The sequence below is a fragment of the Hypnocyclicus thermotrophus genome (assembly GCF_004365575.1).
GTDB classification, from domain to species: Bacteria; Fusobacteriota; Fusobacteriia; order Fusobacteriales; family Fusobacteriaceae; genus Hypnocyclicus; species Hypnocyclicus thermotrophus.
Genome location: NZ_SOBG01000005.1, coordinates 74639 through 93943, shown reverse-complemented (window position 1 = coordinate 93943; position 19305 = coordinate 74639). Strand labels below are relative to the sequence as shown.

Sequence of the window (19305 nt, the reverse complement as noted above, 5' to 3'; positions counted from 1 at the left end):
GTGAAACGAGAAAATTGTTTAAATGAAAACAATATAAAAAAGAATGGATTTTCTTTAGTTGAGTTAATACTAGCGATAGCAATAACTACAATAATATTGTCATTAATAATTCCATTTACTTTATCGTTTAGTAAAAATCATAAAAGACAAGAAGAGATAAATAATATGGATTTGGAAATGAGTAAGACAGTTGACATAATAAAAAAAGTAGTACGTTCATCTCAAAATTACAATGGAAATAAAGCAATAATAACACCTATAGAAGGGACAACCTCTTCAGCTTTGGTTTTGACTACAACGGTTTTAAACTCATCAGGTATATATATTCCTTATTGGGTGAAATTTGAAATAGTAGGAAATGAACTTAAAGTTGGGGAAAGTGATACATCTTCTTCAAGTATAGTAGCTTCAGATACAATATTATCAAATGTAGAAGATGGATATTTTTTATATGATAAAAATGTAGTTGTAATATATTTAAAACTTAAAAATGGTGATTATACAAGAACTATAAGAGATTCTGCTGTTACAAGAATAGATTTTAATTTTTAGAGGTGGACTATGAATAATAAAAAAATAGAAAAAAATGGTTCAGCCCTTATATTAGTAATTTTACTTTTGTCTTTTTTTATGGCGATATCATTAAATTTACTTTATATGTCAGAAGAAAAAGGTAAAAGAGCTGGATATAAAATAGTAGGACAGAAACATTTAAGCTATATAGATGAAAGCTCAAGTATAGGATATTATGAACTTTACTTAGCTGATAAATATGTGAAATTGGGATATATTTATGATGATACAAATACTATATTTACAGGAAGCAAAAAAGATTATTTTGGTAAAAAAGCAAAATATGAAAACTATAGTTCACTAGGATATTTTCCAAGCATACCTACAACGTCGGAACCTGCTATAGCGGGAGTAGTAATAGGAAATTATATAGATTATTTTACATCATATTGGAATGTTGATTTTAATAGTACGGATCAAGCAATTATAATTTTAGAAAACAAAACTTCAGGAAAAGTAGATAATAGAACTTGGACTAATTATGAAAATAAAGTAGTAAAATTATGGTATGATCCAAGTACTACAAAACAAAGTATAGGCGGATATAAATTATTAGATATTACTTATCCTAATGGGATGTCTGATTTTTCTAGTTTTACTAGTGGAAACAATTATGATTTTGAAGTAAAATATATTAAAACTTTGGTATTTCCTGAAATAATAGAAAGTGGTAAAAAAATAGTTGAGGAAAGTATCTATGATATTAATGTATATCAATCAATTAGTCTAGAAACCTTGGCGGGATATTCTAGTAGTACAACAATAGATAAGGATAAAATTAATATTATTTCTCAAAACATTGATAAAATAGAGGTAATAAAAAGAAAAAAATAGGTAGGAGGATTAAATTATGTCAAAATTAGAAAATTATATGGAAATAATGGTTGATGAAGCAGTAGAATCTTTTTTAAATAATAATCCAGATATAAGAAAAAATGTATCAGAAAGAGATATATTAGATGTAAAAGCATATTCATTAAACAAATTACCAGCACATTATATTACAACATTAAAAGGTTATACATTTACAAAGTTAGGAGAAATAAATATACAAACGAAAGTAAGTATATTAAAAGTAGTAGTTGAAGCTTTTGAAAGAGTTTTAAGCAATAGAAATAAGGGGTGATTAATTTGTTTTTTAAAACAAAAGTAGATGGAGCTATAGATATAGGAACCACTGCAATTAAAGGGCTTAAACTAAAAAAAAATAAAATAGAGAAAATGACTCTTTTAGAATTATCACAAGGAACAATATTAAATGGGGATATAGTGGATTATGATAAATTTACTAATAGATTAAAAGAATTAGTAGAATTAGTAGAATTAAAAAATAAAAATGTAGTTATCTCATTACCTGTACAAGATTTTTTTGTGAAATTTTTAAGTATTCCATTAGTGGATGATAAAGAAAAAATGGCGATTATAGAAGGAGAGTTAGAAGAACTTATTCCAAATTTTATACCAGAAGATTTTATAACAGAATTTATATCTTTAAATTTTGTAGGAGATAACGAAGAAGTAATAGCAATTACAATAAATAAGGATAAAATAAAAAATTTAATAGAAATAGCGACTGCTGCAAAACTATCAATTGTAAAAATAATACCTGATTTTATATCTTTATACAATTTTTTACAATTTCAAAAAGAAAAAGATAAAATTGAACCTGAAGAAAGTATAATGGTAGTAGACATAGGAGCAGAAGCTACAAAGCTTTTTATTGAAAAAGGTGGAGATATAAAACTACAGAGAATTATTGCTATTGGTGGAAATGATCTAAATGATATTATTACTCGTATTTATAATATTGATTATATCGAAGCAGAAAGAATAAAAAAAAGTTTAGAACTTGCAAAAGATGAATATAATAACGATATTGAAAATGAAAATGATAGGCAACTTTTTCAAGAATTAGCAAAACTTATCAGTCAATTAGAAAAACAATTAAAAGTATCAATAGAATTTTATGTAAGTCATGAAAGTACACCTGGGCTTGATAAAATATATATAACAGGTGGAGGAACTCTAATTAAAGGTTTTAGAAACATATTAAAGAAATCCTTAGAAGTAGAGATTGATGATTTTAGTTATAGTAAAATTATTATGGAACAATTTGAAGAGATAGATACAGCAAAATGTATAGCGTTACTTGGTAATATAATAGAAGAGGTGAAATAGTTATGATAGATATTAATTTTTTGACACAAGAATATAAGTTAAAACTAATGTTAAAATCTATTTCACGAATGATTTTACTTGTTATATTACTTATTTTTACAATACTTTTTAGTATAAATCTATATTTAAATTCAATAATTGAAAATAAACAAAGTATAATAAACAATAAAAATGCAGAAATAAAAAAAATAACAAAAAATATTAAAGAAGTAAAACAAAAAATGAAAGAAATACCGGACCTTACAAGTAATATTCAAATAATAGAAGAGGTGTTTAATCAAAAGAATTTAAGAGTATCAGAGATACTTTATACTTTACAAGAAAATATACCAAGTGGAATGTGGCTAGATAGTATAATGTATGATAATAATAATTTATTTTTATCAGGTAAAACTATAAAAAATAAACAATTAAAACTTAATCCTGCAAAAAATATATTTAAATTTGAAAGAAATTTAAAAAGTACAAATAGATTTTCTACTATTAAAGCAGATTTTATAAAATATAGTAATATAAAAAATAATGAAGTAAATGAATTTCAATATCAACTTATACTAAATTCAAATTAAGGGGGATATAGATGGAAATTTTTGGGAGGGATATAGATTTTTCAATAAATACAGATTTTACAGAAAAGCAATTAAAAATATCGATAATAATATTAAGTATAGCTATTTTGATTGCTCTATTAGTTCCAATGATTATAATGCCTTCTTTGAGTATAAGAAGCAAGATAAAAGAATTAAAATCTGTAGAAGTAAATCTACAAAAAATAACGACAACTTATATAAAAGAAAAAAAGAAATATAATAAGCAACTAGAAATATATGAAGCACAAAAAAAAGATTTAAAAGAGTTAGAGATAAAATTTAAAAATTCAACAATAAAAGATAATACAGGATTAAAAATAATGATAGATGATATTGCTGAATATATAGGAGTAAAAATAATAGAGATAGGAAGTATAGAAATTGGAGAAGATAAAAAAGGATATACAAAAAAGTATATTCCTTATACTGTTGTAGGAGATATTTTACAAATAAGTAGATTTTTATATTTTTTAGAAAATTCTGATTTTTTAATAACTTTAAAAGGAAGTAGTATACTTATAAATAGAATTAATAATGATAAAGTACAAGTGAAATTTAAAATAGGAGCTTACTTTATCAAGGAAGAAGGTGAGATAAATTTTGAATAGATTAGTATTTATAATATTTTTCATATTTTATCTTGTATCTTTTGCAAAAAATCCTTTAGATAATTATATTTCTGATGATGTGTATAAAGAATCGTTAAAAAAATTTCAGGGAAAAAATAATTATTTCAAAGAATTAATAGTAGATAAAACAAAAATTAATCAAAGAATAATTCAAACAACTGGAAGAATAACATCAACATTTAAAAAAATAGATACAATTATTAAAAAGGGAGATATGTGGGGTGGAATTCTTTATTATATTGAAGATGGTATAGAAAAAAGAAAAGTAATATTTGGTAATACCTCGATAAAAATAGGGGATTATAGATATTATTTACAACCACATGAAAAAGGTGTTGTAATAACTGATATATCTAGTGGAAAAATATTAAAATTAAATGTACAAGAGGGACGGTGAGGGTTTTTGAAGAAAAAATATTTAGCTAAGTTATTAATACTTTTTATTGTGATTTTCAATATATCAATAGGAGCAATGATGGATAGATTAGAAAGAGTAATATATCCAAATGAACTAGATTTTAAAAATGTTAAATTAGCTGATGCTCTTAGTATTATATCTAAAACAAGTGGGATAACTATAGTAGCAGAATCAAAAGTAAAAGATAATATGATAGACCTTTATTTTGTAAAAGGTCAAAATTTAAAAGAGATATTAGATGCTGTAATGGTGGCAAATAATTTACAAGCAAAAGAAGTAAATAATATAATTATTTTAGAACAAACATTAAAATCTGATGAAAAAACCACAGGTCAAATAGTGGGGAGAGTTTTATCAACAGATAAACTAGGAATAACAGGTGCAAAAATAGTTTTGATAAAAAATAATGATGTATATAAAGAAGTTTTAAGTGAAGCCGGAGGGGCATATATATTTGAAAATATTAATCCAGGAACGTATATAATCAAAGGTATAGCAAATAACTACGAAACAAATGGAGATATAGTAGAAATAGAACAAGGGAAAACACTTAGTATTAATTTATATTTAAATCCAGTTGATAGTAAAGAAAATAAAGGTCTTATAGAAGTAGTTGAAAAATCTACATCATCTGAAAATACTAAAAAACTTGGAATTATTAAAGATAAAAACGGAGAAAGATTTACAGAAAAAATTACTTTAAAATATGCTTTTGCAGATGAAGTAAAACAAGTTATTACATCTATGACTGATGAGAATAGCTTAGAAGTGATATCTGTAAAAGATCAAAATCTTATAATATTAAAAGGTAGTACAGAAAATATAGAAACTGCAAAAAATCTAATAAAAGAATTAGATAAGCCAATAAAACAAGTGAGGATAACAGCACAAATTTTAGAAATAACAGGAACTCTTACTCAAGAGCTTGGAATTGATTGGTCTTATCAAGATAAAGATAGTGTCTCAAGTGGGATAACAGGACAAATAGCAGTAGCTACAGGAAATCCAATAGCTACATTTACATCATATTTAGGAAATACAGACAATGTTATATCAAGTACAATAAATATGTTAAAACAAACAGATGATGCTAGTGTAAACGCTGTGCCATCAGTAGTTACTTTAAATGGAAAAACAGCAAATCTTAATGTATCAGCAGAATTAAAAGTAGGAACAACAAGTAGTACAGATAGTGATGGAAATACAACAACCGAACCATTATTTAAAGAAGCTGGAACAGTACTTAATGTAACACCAATTATTAGAGATGGAGATGGAGAAAAAGATAAAATCACACTTGAAATCACGTCTGAAGTTAGTTCTTTTTTAAGTAGTAAATCGACAAATACCCTAGGAGATGCTACAGAAGAAGATGCATTAGGAGCAGCACAAAAAAATAAATTAACGTCTATAGTTACATTAGAAGATGGAGGAGTAGTATTTATTGGAGGACTTAAAAAGACAACAGTAAATAATAGTATATATAAAGTACCTGTATTAGGGGATATGCCGATATTTGGGACATTCTTTAAATATGAAAGTATAATAAAAAATACAAGAGATTTATTTATACAAATAAAAGCAGAAATAGTAAATGAAGATAATAAAAATAATGATATAGAAACTAAAGGATTTAAAACCTCTACAGCAACATTAAAGCAAAAAATTTATAAATAAAAAAAGACTTAGAATTTTTTAATTCTAAGTCTTTTTTTATTTGATATTTTCAAATTGTCTAGTTTTAAAATACAAAAATCTAATATAATCATATTCAAAAGGTGAAGCTGATTGATAATATCTAAAATTTAAATTATTTCTTTTATTTATAGAACTAATAAATATCATTTCAGGAGTTGATTGTGAATAATCTATAAGTTGTAAAGGGTCAGTATAGGGTTTTGATATATATTCAAATGTAGTACCAACAGTATCTCTAACAGTAGATGGACCAAGTATAGGTAAAATAATATACGGACCTTGTGGAATGTGATAAAAAGCTAAAGTTTGTCCAAAATCTTCTTTATGTTTTTCTAAATTAAAGGAGTTTGAAGAAATATCAAAAAATCCTAAAAAACCAATAGTTGAATTTATCAAAAATCTTTCAGAGGATACAAAAGCTTTATCAAATTTAAATTGTAACGTACTATTTAAAATAGTAGGAATTTCATTTAAATTATTAAAAAAATTAGAGATTCCTTTTTCTAAAAAATCGGGAGTTATTTTAGAATAAAATTTTGCTGTAGGTAAAATAATGTTTCTATCAATTACAGCATTAAAATAATAAATCCTTCTATTTAAGGGTTCTAGAGGGTCATAAATATCAGAATCTATAAAATGTTTTTCAGAGGTTTCAATATTTTTAGTTTTGTTTATATTGCTACAGCCTGTTAAAAATATAATTAAAATTGTAAAAAAAATTTTTTTCATTTGTCCTCCTACTAAAGTCCATTAAAAATATTTATTAATTTATTATTATTTTTATCATAAATAATAACGCTAGCGTCATCAGAAATAGAAATAATTTTATTTTTATATTCAATAATTTTATTGATTTTGTCATTATGTAATTTATAGTCTAAAATAGAGTTATTTAAATTTTTATCATAACTAATAATACGTCCATTATTAAAACCAATATAATAATTATCGTTATAAAAATTTAAAGAAGTTATATTTATATCTAGATAAGTTATAATTTTATTAATTTTTTTAGTTTTAATATCATAGAGTTTTAATTTATTTTTATATGATATTAAAAGCTTATTTTTATTTATAAGAAACTTATGTATAATTTTATCAGAAGGAAACTCTAAATTTGATTCAATATTTAAATTATTTAAGTTAATAAAGTAAAACTTGTTATTTCTATCCAAAACAATAAGTTTATTATTATAAATAGTTGAGTCAAGAATTTCATAATCCAAATTTATTTCATTTATTTTTTCTTTTTTAAAAATATCTATTAAAATTATTTTTTTATTCTGGTATACTAGTAGTAACTTAGAATCTGATATGAAATAAAGATTTTCAATACTCATAGAATTAAAATTAAAAATATTTAATATATTAAAACTATTTTTGTTTAATATAAATATTTTACCAAAATAGTTTGAAATAGCAAAATAATTATTAGATTTTGAGAAACTTATATTATTTAAAGCACCATTATTAAAAGAAATTTCATTAATAATTTTATTTTTCTCAAAATTCCACGAAATGATTTTACCATCTTTACCGATACTTATAAAAAAGGGTTTGTTTTTTTCTTGTAAAATATTAGATATACCATCGTGATGATAATCTAAGGAAAATACAGAATTAAAAAGGATAAAAAATATAATAAAGTATTTCATAGATTGACCTACTTTCTAAGTTTTTTTAAAGTATAACACAAAAAAAATATATTTAAAAGTTTTTGGAGGGATAGATATGTTAGAAAAAATAAAAGATGATTTAGATATAAATAATAGTGAGTTAGAAAATGATGATTTAATGGAAAGTATAGATGAAATGATATTTGATGATAACGTTGAAGATGAAGAGGATATAAGCGATGAGATATCTATGCCAGGAATAGATGAAGAAACTCAAGAAGTCAAAGAGTTCCAAGAAAAGAAAAAATCAGAAGATGAAATATCAGAAGAAGATTTAGAAAAACTATTAATAGGAATAGATGAAGAAAATGGAATATTAGATATTCCAGATGAAGAAGAAGTATTAGAAGAATTAAAATTTGTGGATGAAATTCCAAATTTAGAAGAAGAAGAAGTTCCAAAACAAGAAACTAAATTAAAAGAGAAAAAGAAAATAAATTTACCTAAGTTAGATATTTCTAAATATAAAGATATATTATTTAAATATAAATATTATATTGCTGGAGTTATAGCTTTTTTCTTAATATCAACTATATTTGCTACAAAGCTTATGGTGGATAGACAAAAAAGCATCAAAAAAGAAGTGTATACAGAAGAAACGCAAAATAATCAAACTACATCAGAAGCAGCAGTAGTTATTACAGAAAAAACAATAGAAGAAAATTTATCAGAAATAGAAAAATTAGCTTATTATAAACAAAAATTAAAAGAAGAGCCTGAAAATAAAGATATTATAAAACTAAAAATAGAAGAAGTAAAAAAAGAAATAAAAGAAAAAGAAAAACAAGAAGTAGTAAAATACGTAAAGGAATTAAAAACAGCATATGTTTTAGAGTTTAAATCAATAAAACCAACATTATTTAAAATAGCTAATGATAGTCTTATAATGGGATTTGTTATGAAAGATGATAATATGGATAATATATATAATGAGCTTTATTTAGCTATAGCTGATGCATTTGATAAAAATGAAAATGTATTAAAAATAAATCTTAATTTATTTGCAGTAGAAGGTCAATTAAAGAAAAAGTTAGAAATAAATGTACATAGATATGAATATAATAGATTAAAAGATAAAGAATTAAAAAATATAGATAAACTTTTAGCTTTCGATACAATAGATAGATAAAAAAACTAGTTTCAATATATTGAAACTAGTTTTTTTTTAAGAGAATATATGAAAAATATTATAATTTTTAAAGATTTATGATGTAATATAAAAAAATTATTTTCTAGACACATTATTTAAATTAAGGTAAAATAAAATGATTAAAAATAATGGAAAATATATATTAATTTAAATCAAAGATAATTAAGTAAATATTAAAAAAGGAGTAGAAATGGCATTACTTACAGTAAACAATTTAAATAAACAATTTTTAGGAACGTATATATTTTGTGATGTATCATTTAGTATAGATGAAAAAGATAAAATAGGATTTATAGGTGTAAATGGAGCAGGAAAAAGCACGTTAGTAAAGATATTATTAGATAAAGAATCGCATGATATAAGTGAAAAAACAAAAGAATTTGGAACTATAAATAAAAAAAGAAATCTTAAAATAGGATATTTATCGCAACATTTTGAATTAAATGAAGAAAATACTATATTTGATGAACTTATGTCAGTGTTTGATTATTTAAAAGAAGATTATAAAAAAATACAAAAATTAAATAAAAAGTTATCTGTAGATATAGAAAAATTTGATGAAATAATGGAAGAATTATCAAGATTATCAACAAAATATGAACAAGAAGAAGGATATGCAATAGAATATAAAGTAAAGCAAATCTTAAATGGATTAAATTTTGAAGAAAATCAATATAATTTATGTATAGAAAATCTGAGCGGAGGACAAAAATCAAGAGTAGCGCTTGGAAAAATATTATTACAAGAGCCTGATTTATTAATATTAGATGAACCTACAAATCATTTAGATATAAATGCAATAGAATGGTTAGAAAAATTTTTACAATCTTATAATAGAGCATTTATACTTATATCACATGATAGATATTTTTTAGATAATGTAGTAAATAAAATTTATGAATTAGAAAATAAAAAAATTAATATTTATAATGGGAATTTTAGTGATTATATAATCCAAAAAGAAGCTTATTTAAGTGGTGCGGTAAAATCATTTGAAAAAGAACAAGAAAAATTAAAAAAAATGGAAGAATTTGTAAGAAGATATAAAGCAGGAGTAAAGGCAAAACAAGCTAGAGGAAGACAAAAATTATTAGATAGAATGGAAAAAATGGAAAATCCAGTAATAAATATAAGAAAGATGAGATTAAAATTTGAGTCTGCTAGACTTAGTACTGATAAAATTTTTAAAATAAAAAGGTTAAAAAAAGAGTTTAATGATAAATTGTTATTTCAAAATCTAGATCTAGATATTTATAGAGGAGATAGAATAGGAATAATAGGGAAAAATGGTGTAGGAAAGTCAACTCTTCTTAGAATACTAGTAGAAAAAGATACATTTACTAGTGGAACTATTGAAAGAGGAGAGAAATTAGATATAGCTTATTATGATCAAGAACATGCAAATTTATCCTTTGATTATAGAGTATTAGATGAATTAATGTATTCATTTTCATTAAGTGAAGAAGAGGCGAGAAGAATAGCAGGAGGATTCTTATTTGACGAAGAGAAAATAGAGAAAAAAATAGCTAAATTAAGTGGTGGAGAAAGAGCAAGAGTAAGTTTTATGAAGCTTATTTTACAAAAGCCAAATGTTTTGATATTAGATGAGCCAACAAATCACTTAGATATATATTCTAGAGAAGTTTTAGAAGAGGCTTTGGAAGATTATGATGGAACAATTATAGTAGTGTCACATGATAGATACTTTTTAGAAAATACTGTAAATAAAATATATGAAGTTCATGAAAATGGTGCAACATATTTTAATGGAAACTATGATAGCTATAAAGAATTTAAAAAAAATAATGTAGAAAATGAGAAAGAAAAAAATAATGATTATGAAGAGCAAAAGAGAATAAAAAATAGAATAAATTCTTTAGAAAAAAAATTTGAACAAATAGAAAAAGAGCTTGAGGAATTAGAGTTAAAAAAAGATAAAATTCAAGAAAAATTTGATGAAGCGGGGAAAATAAACGATGTATCTAAACTATTAGATTATCAAGAAAAATTAGATAAGCTTGAAGAAGAAATATTAGAAAAAATGACACAATGGGAAGAGATAGAATTAGAATTAAATGAGTTAAAAGGTTAGGGATTTTTAATGATAGATAGTGTAGAAACTAAAAGAAAAATAAAAATAAATAATGAAATATTTTATTTTAGAGAAGCTAATATATTAGATATAGAAATTATATTTGATAATATCAATAAAAAATTTTTAGAAAAAAATTTTATTAATGACTATAATAAATTAGAAAAAGAGTACAAACATAACTATGAAACAAAGCTTTTAGATAAATCATATATAATATATTTGATTCTTGACAGTAAAAATTATTATTTAGGTGAGATAAGAATAGAGAATAAAAATATAGTGAATATATATTTAATAAAAAAAATAAGAGGAAAGGGATATGCTAAAACTATATTAAAAACTGTATTAAATGTATATAAACAAAAATATAATATAAATAGATTTATTTCTTATATTATTCCTGAAAATGAAATTTCAATAAAAGTTTTTCAAAGTATAGGTTTTAAATATATAAAAAAAGAAAATTATAAAGGTATAAAAATGCTAAAGTTCGAAACACTTGTATAGAATAAAAAAATATGATATAATCTAGAAAAATCAGTAAAAAGGAGTCTAATATGCACAGAAATTATTATTATAGCTATTATTATAATAAAATTAATAAAAAATAATAGCCATAAGTGTAGGGATTTCTATGAAAATAAATAAATTATTAGCTCATAGTGTGCCTATGAGCTTTTTTTTATAAAAAAATTAGGAGGATAGAAGTATGGTAGATATCGAAAAAGAGGTGGAAAGACAGTTTAAAATACTTACAAGAGGAGTAGAAGATTTAATTTCAGAAGAAGAGTTTAAAAGCAAATTAAGAAATTCAATAAAAAATAATAAACCATTAGTTGTAAAATTAGGAGTTGACCCAACAGGAAGTGATTTACATATTGGGCATGCTGTACAACTTAGAAAATTAAAAAAATTTCAAGAATTAGGACATAGAGTAAAATTTTTAATAGGTTCATTTACGGCTAAAATAGGAGATCCAACAGGAAAGTCAGAAACAAGAAAAATGCTTACTTCAGAAGAAATAGCTAAAAATATAAAAGGATGGCTTGATCAAGTACAAATAATATTAGATCTTGATAAAATAGAAGTAGTATATAATGGTGATTGGTTAGAAAAACTAACATTAGAAGATACATTAAAACTTTTATCACAATTTACAGTAGCGCAAATGATACAAAGAGAAGATTTTGCTAAAAGACTTGAAGCTGGGAAACCAGTTTCACTTGTAGAATTTATGTATCCTATATTACAAGGATATGATTCAGTAGCAATAGAAGCAGATATAGAACTTGGAGCAACAGAACAAAAATTTAATTTACTAAGAGGAAGAGACCTTCAAAAAAATGCAGGTCAAGAACAACAAGTTTGTATGATGACTCCAATATTAGTAGGACTTGATGGTGTGGAAAAAATGTCGAAATCATTAGGAAATTATATAGGACTTAGAGAAACGCCTAATGATATGTTTGGAAAGGTAATGTCTATATCAGATGAGCTTATGTGGAATTATTATGAACTTGCTACTGATATAGAGCTAGAAGAGATAGCTAAATTAAGAAAAGGGGTAGAGAATGGAACTTTACATCCTATGGATGTAAAGAAAAGATTAGGAGTTGAAATTGTAGCTATGTACCATTCTAGAGAAGAGGGAGAAAAAGCTAGAGAATGGTTTGAAAATGTATTTTCTAAAAAAAATCTTAATGTAGATTTACCTGAAAAAGAATTTTCTAAAGGTGAAATAAAAATTATAGATTTAATAGTAAAAGAGTTAGAATTTTGTAAATCAACAAGTGAAGCTAGAAGAATGATAAAACAAGGTGCAGTAAAAATAGACGAAGATCAAATAACTGATTTAAATTATATAGTAAAATTAGAAAAAGATTTTGTATTTAGAGTAGGAAAGAAAAAAATAGTTAAAATAATAGTAAAATAGAGTATAGAAATCTATTTAAGTCTTAAAACATTGGAGAAAACATGTATATAATCAAAAATATAAAAGAAGAAGTAAAAAAAAGATTAAAATATGATAAAACAGGACATGATTTTCAACATACAATGAGAGTATATAAAAATGCATTAGAGATATATGAAATAGAAAAAACAGGAGATAAATTTATAATAGAGTGTAGTGCACTTCTTCATGATATTGCAGATCATAAATTTGGATATAATGATAATGATAGAAGAAAAATAATTTTAGAAATTCTTAATAACTATAGTATAGAAAAAGAAAAAATAGAAAAAATTATTGATATAGTAAATACTATATCGTTTTCTAAAGGTAAAATAGTAAAAAGTATAGAAGGTAAAATAGTACAGGATGCAGATAGATTAGATGCATTAGGAGCTATAGGTATAGCAAGAGCTTTTATTTATGGTGGAAGTATAAAAAGTGATCTTAATGAAGTAATAAAACATTTTTATGATAAGCTTTTTTTATTAAAAGATAGAATGAATACTAAAACAGCAAAAGAAATAGCAAAAACAAGAGAAAAGTTTATGTATGAATTTATTAAAAGACTAGATAGAGAAATAAAAATAAATTTGTAGATACCTAATTTATAATTTAGTTATTTAGTAGTAAAAAAATATAGTAATAAAAAATATTACTAGTTTAAAGTAATGCAAAGGAGAATGTAAAATGAAAAATAAAATAGCATTAATAGCACATGATCAAAAAAAGATTGATTTAATTAACTTTGTAAATAGAAATAAAGAATTTTTTAAAAAATTTGAATTAATAGCAACAGGAACTACAGGGAAAAAAATTGCTGAAGCTACAGGACTAGAAATAACTAGATACCAGTCAGGGCCTTTAGGAGGCGACCAGCAAATAGGAGCAGACATTGCAAAAGATGAAGTAGTAGCAGTTATATTTATGAGAGACCCAATGACAGCACAACCTCATGAACCAGATGTTACAGCACTTCTTAGAATATGTGATGTACATAATGTACCTCTTGCTACAAATTTAGCATCAGCTTCACTTTTAATAAAAGCATTATAATTATTTTTGTTCATATACACAAGTTTAATAAAACAAGTCCTTTTTTAGGGCTTGTTTTATTAATTAATTATTTTTTTTAGTAAAAGAATAAAACTCTTTATGACAATTAAAAGTTTTATGTTTATTTTTAATCAATTCATAGCTACCATCAGATTTAATTATTCTCGAATTATAGTTATCTTTTAAGTTATATTCTAAAATCATTTTAATCAAATCAATCGCTTCTTTATCTTCAATAGGAAAAAAAGTTTCTATTCTTCTATCTAAATTCCTTGTCATTAAATCAGCACTAGAAAGGTATATTTTTGGATTATTATTATTAAAAAAGTAATATATTCTACTATGTTCTAGATACCTACCAACAATACTATATACTTTTATATTTTCACTTAATCCTTTAACTTCAGGAAGTAAACAGCAAGCTCCTCTAATAATAAGAGTAATTTTTACTCCAGCATTGCTAGCATCATATAATTTTTCAATAATTTCTTTATCTACTAAAGAATTCATTTTAGCTATAATTTTTCCTTCTCGTCCTTCTTTTGCATTTAGAATTTCTTTATCGATTAATTTATATAATTTATTTCTTAATCCTTCAGGAGCAATAGATAATTTGTGCCATGATTTAGGAGAAGAAAAACCAGTTAATTTATTAAAAAGATTAGTAGCATCAATACAATATTCTTCTTTACAAGTTATAAATCCTAAATCAGTATAAAGTTTTGCAGTAGAATCATTATAATTACCTGTTCCAAAATGTACATATCTTCTAATCCCGTTATTTTCATTTCTTACAATTAATAAACATTTAGCATGAGTTTTTAATCCTTTTAATCCGTATACAACATGACAACCGGATTTTTCTAGTTTTCTAGCCCATTTAATATTTCTCTCTTCATCAAATCTAGCTTTTATTTCTACAAGAACTGTAACTTGTTTTCCATTTTTAGCAGCTTTTATAAGAGATTTTACAATAGGAGAATCGCCACTTACTCTATATAATGTTTGTTTTATAGCTAATACTTTAGGATCATTAGCAGCAACTTCTATTAAATCTATAATAGGCGAAAAAGAATCATAAGGATGATGTAAAATAATATCTTTTTTTCTAATTGAAGAAAATATACTTTCTTCTTTTGAAAATGCTTTACTTAAAATAGGTGGTTGAGGTTTAAATTCAAGATTTTTATTATTATTTATATTACAAAAACTAAATAAAAATGTAAGATCTAACGGCCCGTTTAATTTATAAATATTTGAGATATGAAGATTAAGAGATTCTGTTAAAAACTCTAAGATATCATTATCCAAATCTTCTTTAACTTCAAGACGAACAGGAGAACCCCATTTTCTTTTTTGCAAAGAATTCTCTATTTCGATAAGTAGATCATCAGCTTCGTCTTCATCAATTATCATATCACCATCTCTAGTTATTCTAAATTCACCAGTAATATCAATTTTATATCCAGTAAAAAGTTTATTTATATTAGCTTTGATGATGTCTTCTATTAAAATAAATTCCTTTGTGTTTTTAGAAGGAAGTTCTAAAAATCTATTAATTATAGTAGGTACTTGAATAATGGAAAATCTATTTTCACCATCAATTAATAATTTTGTCATTATATTCAAGCTTTTATTTATAAGATGAGGAAAAGGTCTACTAGCATCAATTGCCATAGGTGTAAGTATAGGGAAAATAGTTTCATTAAAATAATTTTCGACAAAGTCTTTTTGTTTTAAAGATAATTCATTATATTTTTTTATAAAAATATTTTCTTTTTCAAGTTCTGGGAAAAGAGTATTTATGATACAATTATATTGTTTTTCAACTAATTTTTTTACTTTAATTTTGATTTTTTCCATTTGTTCATTTGGAGTAAGACCAGAAATATCAGTTTTTATATAATTTTCTTCGATTTGTGCTTTCAATCCAGCTACTCGAATCATAAAAAATTCATCTAAATTTGAAGAGGTAATAGCAATGAATTTTAATCTTTCAACTAATGGATTTTTATCTAAAATAGCTTCATCTAAAACTCGTTCATTAAAATACAGCCAACTTAATTCTCTATTAAAAAAATTTTTATTTGAATAAACCATGATTAACTCCTTTAATTTTTATTTAATAAAATAGTTTTTAAACCAAAAATATCTGTAAACAGCTCTGATTTTTTCTTAAAACTCCAATGTTCAATAGTTAATTTATCGTTTGTTGTAATATTTAATATCATTGTATGATTATCAAAAGTAACATTTAATGATTTAATTTTTACTTTATGAGCTCTATCAAGAGAATCAGCTATTCTTAAAATAGAAGTCAATTTAATAATTTTCATAGTTTTTACTTCATCAAAATTTTTAAACATTTTTGATGAGAAATTTGGAAATTTTTTATTATGATAAAAAGAGATTAAAGCTATTAATTCTTTAGCTTCTGCACTTAAACCAAAAATAGTATTATTCATAATAAGATTGTAAGAGTGTTCAGAATGATTTTTAATAGATATATATTTTCCAATATCATGTAAAAATGCAGCAATAGTTAGATAAAGAATATCATTTTTATTAAAATTATAGTTAGTTTTTAAAGAATTAATAATAATATTTGTAAATTTAGCTACTTGAGTAGCATGTTCTAAATTATAATTAAATTTACTTCCTAAATATTTAGTATTTTCAAGTATAGAGTTTGTAATATATTTATTGTATTTTAAAGAAAGTTTTCTGAAAATAGTTGAGTAGATCAAAGAATCAATTAAAGTTAAGTTTATACTATATAAATTTTTATAAGGTATAGATGATATTAATAATTTAGTAAAAAATATTTTTGGAAAAATAATTTCTGATTTTTCTTCGCTAAGATTATAATTATCGCTTAGATATTGAAGAGAATAATTTTTTATTTCATTTGCAAATTTAATAAAATTTTCTTTTGGTAAAGAATAAATATTATCATTGACTCGGTTAGAAATTTTAGAGGTTATTTTGTAAAATAAACTTCCTCTAATAAAAATATTATCAATATTGTATTTTGAAATAGAATTTTGAATTATATTAATATAACTTGAAAAATAATCATAAATAAGGTTTTCTAAATTATTAGGGTTGAAATTTAATTCTTCAATAATTTTTTTTAGTTTTATGGTTCCTAAAGAGATATTTTGATAATAAATAACTTTTAAATTTCTAATTAAAAAAAAAGTAATATGTCCATAATCTATACCAACTATAAGATTTGTTTTATTAGAAAATTCAGTATTTATTATAGAATTTAAAATAGATTTATAAATAAAAATATTTTTTTTATTTAAATCTAAAAACTCTATTTTATACCCAGTTTTTATTATAAGTATGTCTTTAAAAAATATTTTATTTTGTGATTCGCCAAGACTACTAACACCAAAAATTTTAATGTTAATTTTAGGTATATTATATGTTTTTAAATTCACTTCTAATTTTTTTATTAAATTACATAAATTATTAACATCTTCAAATTTAAATTCATCAGTTAATTTAATAGGATGATAGATGTTTTCTAATATTATAAAAGAATTATCTAATTTTTTTTCAATTATTTTACAGATAAGTTCCATATAGGAAATTTCAATAATAGCATAAATTTTATTTTTCAAATTAATGAATCTCCTTTCTTAATGAGTTTTTTTATTTTTTCAGCTTTACAGAGATTTTCTTTTTTATTCGATGTTCTTAAACATTTTTTGCATATAAATTTAGGTTTATTACTAAGTTCAGCTATTTTTTTTATGTTATTGTTTTTTGCTAAAATACACATTTTCATTATTATTACCTTGTATAATGAAAAGATAGGATATTCATTATACATTATCCTTTCTATAGATTATTTTGAGTAGCTATAGTAATCTTATACAGTTATTCTATTTTATTTAGAATTTAATTATTAATTACTTATGATTTTATATAATTACTCCCTTAAATATATTGTAATATATATTATATAAAAGTTCAAAAAAATAAATATTTTTATATAAAATTTAAAATATTAAAAATCAGAAGAAAAAGCTATAAAATGATAAATATTTTTATATAATTTATAATAATCTTATTTAATTCAATCTATCCTAGCTTGATAAAAATATGATAATGTTATATAATTTACAAGCTTTAGTAAAGAGGGTCGCATAGCTCAGTTGGGAGAGCACCTGCCTTACAAGCAGGGGGTCACAGGTTCAAGTCCTGTTGCGACCACCATAAATAAATTTTACAAAGTAAAATTTATTTAATATAATACAAATTGTGGGGGTGTAGCTCAGTTTGGTTAGAGCGCATGCCTGTCACGCATGAGGTCGCGGGTTCGATCCCCGTCACTCCCGCCATTTATGCCTAGATAGCTCAGTCGGTAGAGCAGGGGACTGAAAATCCCCGTGTCGGTGGTTCGATTCCGCCTCTGGGCACCATTTAAATAAGGCGACGTCGCCAAGTGGTAAGGCAGAGGTCTGCAAAATCTCTATTCACCAGTTCGAATCTGGTCGTCGCCTCCATATATTACATTTAAGCAGGTTAAAACCTGTTTTTTTTATTTTACAGATAATGTTACATTGAAAAATATAGTCATATATGGTAAAATATTTTAAATAATTATATAAAAAAATAAAAATTTTAAATCAAATTTTAAAATTTAAATTATGGAGGGGAAAATGCAAGGAATACTTTCGTTTTTTACACTAATAATTATAGCATCTTTAATAGGATGGTTTACAAATTTTGTTGCAATTAAGCTACTTTTCAAACCTTACGAACCAATTAATTTAGGATTTTTCAAATTACAAGGGGTAATACCAAAAAGAAGAGAAGAAATAGCAATAAACATAGCAGAAACAATTGATAGAGACCTTATTTCTATGAAGGATATAACTAAAACAATAAATTCTATTGAATTAGAAGATGAAATAGATAAAATAGTAGATGATATTGTTGAAAAAAAATTAAAAGATGATTTATTTAAAAATATACCAATGATAGCTATGTTTGTAAATGATTCTATGATAAGTAAAATTAAGGGATATATAAAAGATGTAATAGAAGAAAATAAAGAAGAATTAGTAAATATAATAATACATAAATTAGAAAACGAAATAGACTTTAAAGAAATAATAGTTAATAAAATTAATCAATTTTCACTTGAAGAAGTTGAAAAAATGACGATAAATATAGCAAAGAAAGAATTAAAACACATAGAATTAATTGGAGCTATATTAGGAGCGATAATAGGGGTAGTTCAATTCCTTTTAATTCAAATTATGTAAAAAAGG

20 protein-coding genes and 4 tRNA genes are annotated in these 19305 nt (G+C 23.5%); 19 read left to right on the top strand and 5 right to left on the bottom strand.

The window, feature by feature from the left end; genetic code table 11:
• The 8 genes from EV215_RS06580 to EV215_RS06545 are packed head-to-tail and all read left to right on the top strand — an operon-like array spanning position 1 to position 6065.
• Positions 1-552: a prepilin-type N-terminal cleavage/methylation domain-containing protein gene (locus tag EV215_RS06580; protein ID WP_166667369.1), complete on the top strand. Its 552-nt coding sequence runs from the start codon at positions 1-3 to the stop codon at positions 550-552.
• Positions 553-561: 9 nt separating this feature from the next.
• A complete protein-coding gene (locus tag EV215_RS06575) occupies positions 562-1407 on the top strand; it encodes a hypothetical protein (RefSeq protein WP_134113202.1) in 846 nt (281 codons plus the stop codon).
• A gap of 16 nt (positions 1408-1423) precedes the next feature.
• On the top strand, positions 1424-1699 hold the full coding sequence (locus EV215_RS06570) for a late competence development ComFB family protein (RefSeq protein WP_134113201.1): 276 nt from the start codon (positions 1424-1426) through the stop codon (positions 1697-1699).
• A 5-nt stretch (positions 1700-1704) separates the two neighbouring features.
• Positions 1705-2751, top strand: coding sequence for a pilus assembly protein PilM (gene pilM, locus EV215_RS06565; RefSeq protein ID WP_166667368.1), 1047 nt, complete (start codon positions 1705-1707; stop codon positions 2749-2751).
• Between the two features lie 2 nt (positions 2752-2753).
• The gene (locus EV215_RS06560) at positions 2754-3320 is read left to right on the top strand and encodes a PilN domain-containing protein (protein ID WP_134113199.1); all 567 of its coding nucleotides are present in this window, start codon (positions 2754-2756) and stop codon (positions 3318-3320) included.
• Between the two features lie 11 nt (positions 3321-3331).
• Positions 3332-3949, top strand: coding sequence for a hypothetical protein (locus tag EV215_RS06555; RefSeq protein WP_134113198.1), 618 nt, complete (start codon positions 3332-3334; stop codon positions 3947-3949).
• Entirely contained in the window at positions 3942-4367 is a 426-nt protein-coding gene (locus tag EV215_RS06550) for a hypothetical protein (RefSeq protein WP_134113197.1), read from the top strand. Before EV215_RS06555 ends, EV215_RS06550 begins: the two co-directional genes overlap by 8 nt.
• Before the next feature lie 6 nt (positions 4368-4373).
• Positions 4374-6065 (top strand): secretin GspD/PilQ domain-containing protein, encoded by a 1692-nt coding sequence (locus EV215_RS06545; RefSeq protein WP_134113196.1) that lies wholly within the window; start codon positions 4374-4376, stop codon positions 6063-6065.
• A 36-nt stretch (positions 6066-6101) separates the two neighbouring features.
• Here the strand turns inward: EV215_RS06545 and EV215_RS06540 are convergent, their stop codons facing one another.
• Together EV215_RS06540 and EV215_RS06535 are read right to left on the bottom strand one after the other, a co-directional pair.
• Entirely contained in the window at positions 6102-6815 is a 714-nt protein-coding gene (locus EV215_RS06540; RefSeq protein ID WP_134113195.1) for an MlaA family lipoprotein, read from the bottom strand.
• Positions 6816-6826: 11 nt separating this feature from the next.
• Positions 6827-7741, bottom strand: a complete 915-nt coding sequence (locus tag EV215_RS06535; protein WP_134113194.1) for a WD40 repeat domain-containing protein — start codon at positions 7739-7741, stop codon at positions 6827-6829.
• Between the two features lie 76 nt (positions 7742-7817).
• Between EV215_RS06535 and EV215_RS06530 the strand changes: the two genes are divergently transcribed.
• From EV215_RS06530 to mgsA, 6 genes are all read left to right on the top strand, one after another.
• The gene (locus EV215_RS06530) at positions 7818-8891 is read left to right on the top strand and encodes a hypothetical protein (protein ID WP_134113193.1); all 1074 of its coding nucleotides are present in this window, start codon (positions 7818-7820) and stop codon (positions 8889-8891) included.
• A 211-nt stretch (positions 8892-9102) separates the two neighbouring features.
• Positions 9103-11004, top strand: a complete 1902-nt coding sequence (locus EV215_RS06525; protein WP_134113192.1) for an ABC-F family ATP-binding cassette domain-containing protein — start codon at positions 9103-9105, stop codon at positions 11002-11004.
• A gap of 9 nt (positions 11005-11013) precedes the next feature.
• Entirely contained in the window at positions 11014-11514 is a 501-nt protein-coding gene (locus EV215_RS06520) for a GNAT family N-acetyltransferase (protein WP_134113191.1), read from the top strand.
• A gap of 202 nt (positions 11515-11716) precedes the next feature.
• On the top strand, positions 11717-12940 hold the full coding sequence (gene tyrS, locus EV215_RS06515; RefSeq protein WP_134113190.1) for a tyrosine--tRNA ligase: 1224 nt from the start codon (positions 11717-11719) through the stop codon (positions 12938-12940).
• A gap of 41 nt (positions 12941-12981) precedes the next feature.
• Complete coding sequence (locus EV215_RS06510) at positions 12982-13557, top strand: HD domain-containing protein (protein WP_134113189.1); 576 nt, start codon at positions 12982-12984, stop codon at positions 13555-13557.
• Between the two features lie 91 nt (positions 13558-13648).
• Positions 13649-14014: a methylglyoxal synthase gene (gene mgsA, locus EV215_RS06505; protein WP_134113188.1), complete on the top strand. Its 366-nt coding sequence runs from the start codon at positions 13649-13651 to the stop codon at positions 14012-14014.
• A gap of 63 nt (positions 14015-14077) precedes the next feature.
• On the opposite strand, the gene EV215_RS06500 is transcribed toward mgsA, so the two are convergent.
• Genes EV215_RS06500 through EV215_RS10515 form a run of 3 tightly spaced genes read right to left on the bottom strand, consistent with a single transcriptional unit; the run spans position 14078 to position 17813 of the window.
• The gene (locus tag EV215_RS06500; RefSeq protein ID WP_134113187.1) at positions 14078-16114 is read right to left on the bottom strand and encodes an RNA degradosome polyphosphate kinase; all 2037 of its coding nucleotides are present in this window, start codon (positions 16112-16114) and stop codon (positions 14078-14080) included.
• 11 nt (positions 16115-16125) lie between these two features.
• Positions 16126-17646, bottom strand: coding sequence for an HD domain-containing protein (locus tag EV215_RS06495; protein WP_134113186.1), 1521 nt, complete (start codon positions 17644-17646; stop codon positions 16126-16128).
• Complete coding sequence (locus tag EV215_RS10515; protein WP_166667367.1) at positions 17643-17813, bottom strand: hypothetical protein; 171 nt, start codon at positions 17811-17813, stop codon at positions 17643-17645. Before EV215_RS10515 ends, EV215_RS06495 begins: the two co-directional genes overlap by 4 nt.
• A 355-nt stretch (positions 17814-18168) precedes the next feature.
• On the opposite strand from EV215_RS10515, the gene EV215_RS06490 reads away from it, so the two are divergent.
• The 5 genes from EV215_RS06490 (at position 18169) to EV215_RS06470 (ending at position 19299) form a co-directional block, all read left to right on the top strand.
• Positions 18169-18244 (top strand) — tRNA-Val (locus tag EV215_RS06490).
• Between the two features lie 47 nt (positions 18245-18291).
• A tRNA-Asp gene (locus EV215_RS06485) sits at positions 18292-18369 on the top strand.
• 5 nt (positions 18370-18374) lie between these two features.
• Positions 18375-18450: transfer RNA gene (locus tag EV215_RS06480), tRNA-Phe, on the top strand.
• Positions 18451-18459: 9 nt separating this feature from the next.
• A tRNA-Cys gene (locus tag EV215_RS06475) sits at positions 18460-18534 on the top strand.
• Positions 18535-18690: 156 nt separating this feature from the next.
• Complete coding sequence (locus EV215_RS06470) at positions 18691-19299, top strand: DUF445 domain-containing protein (protein ID WP_134113185.1); 609 nt, start codon at positions 18691-18693, stop codon at positions 19297-19299.
• Positions 19300-19305: the final 6 nt, after the last annotated feature.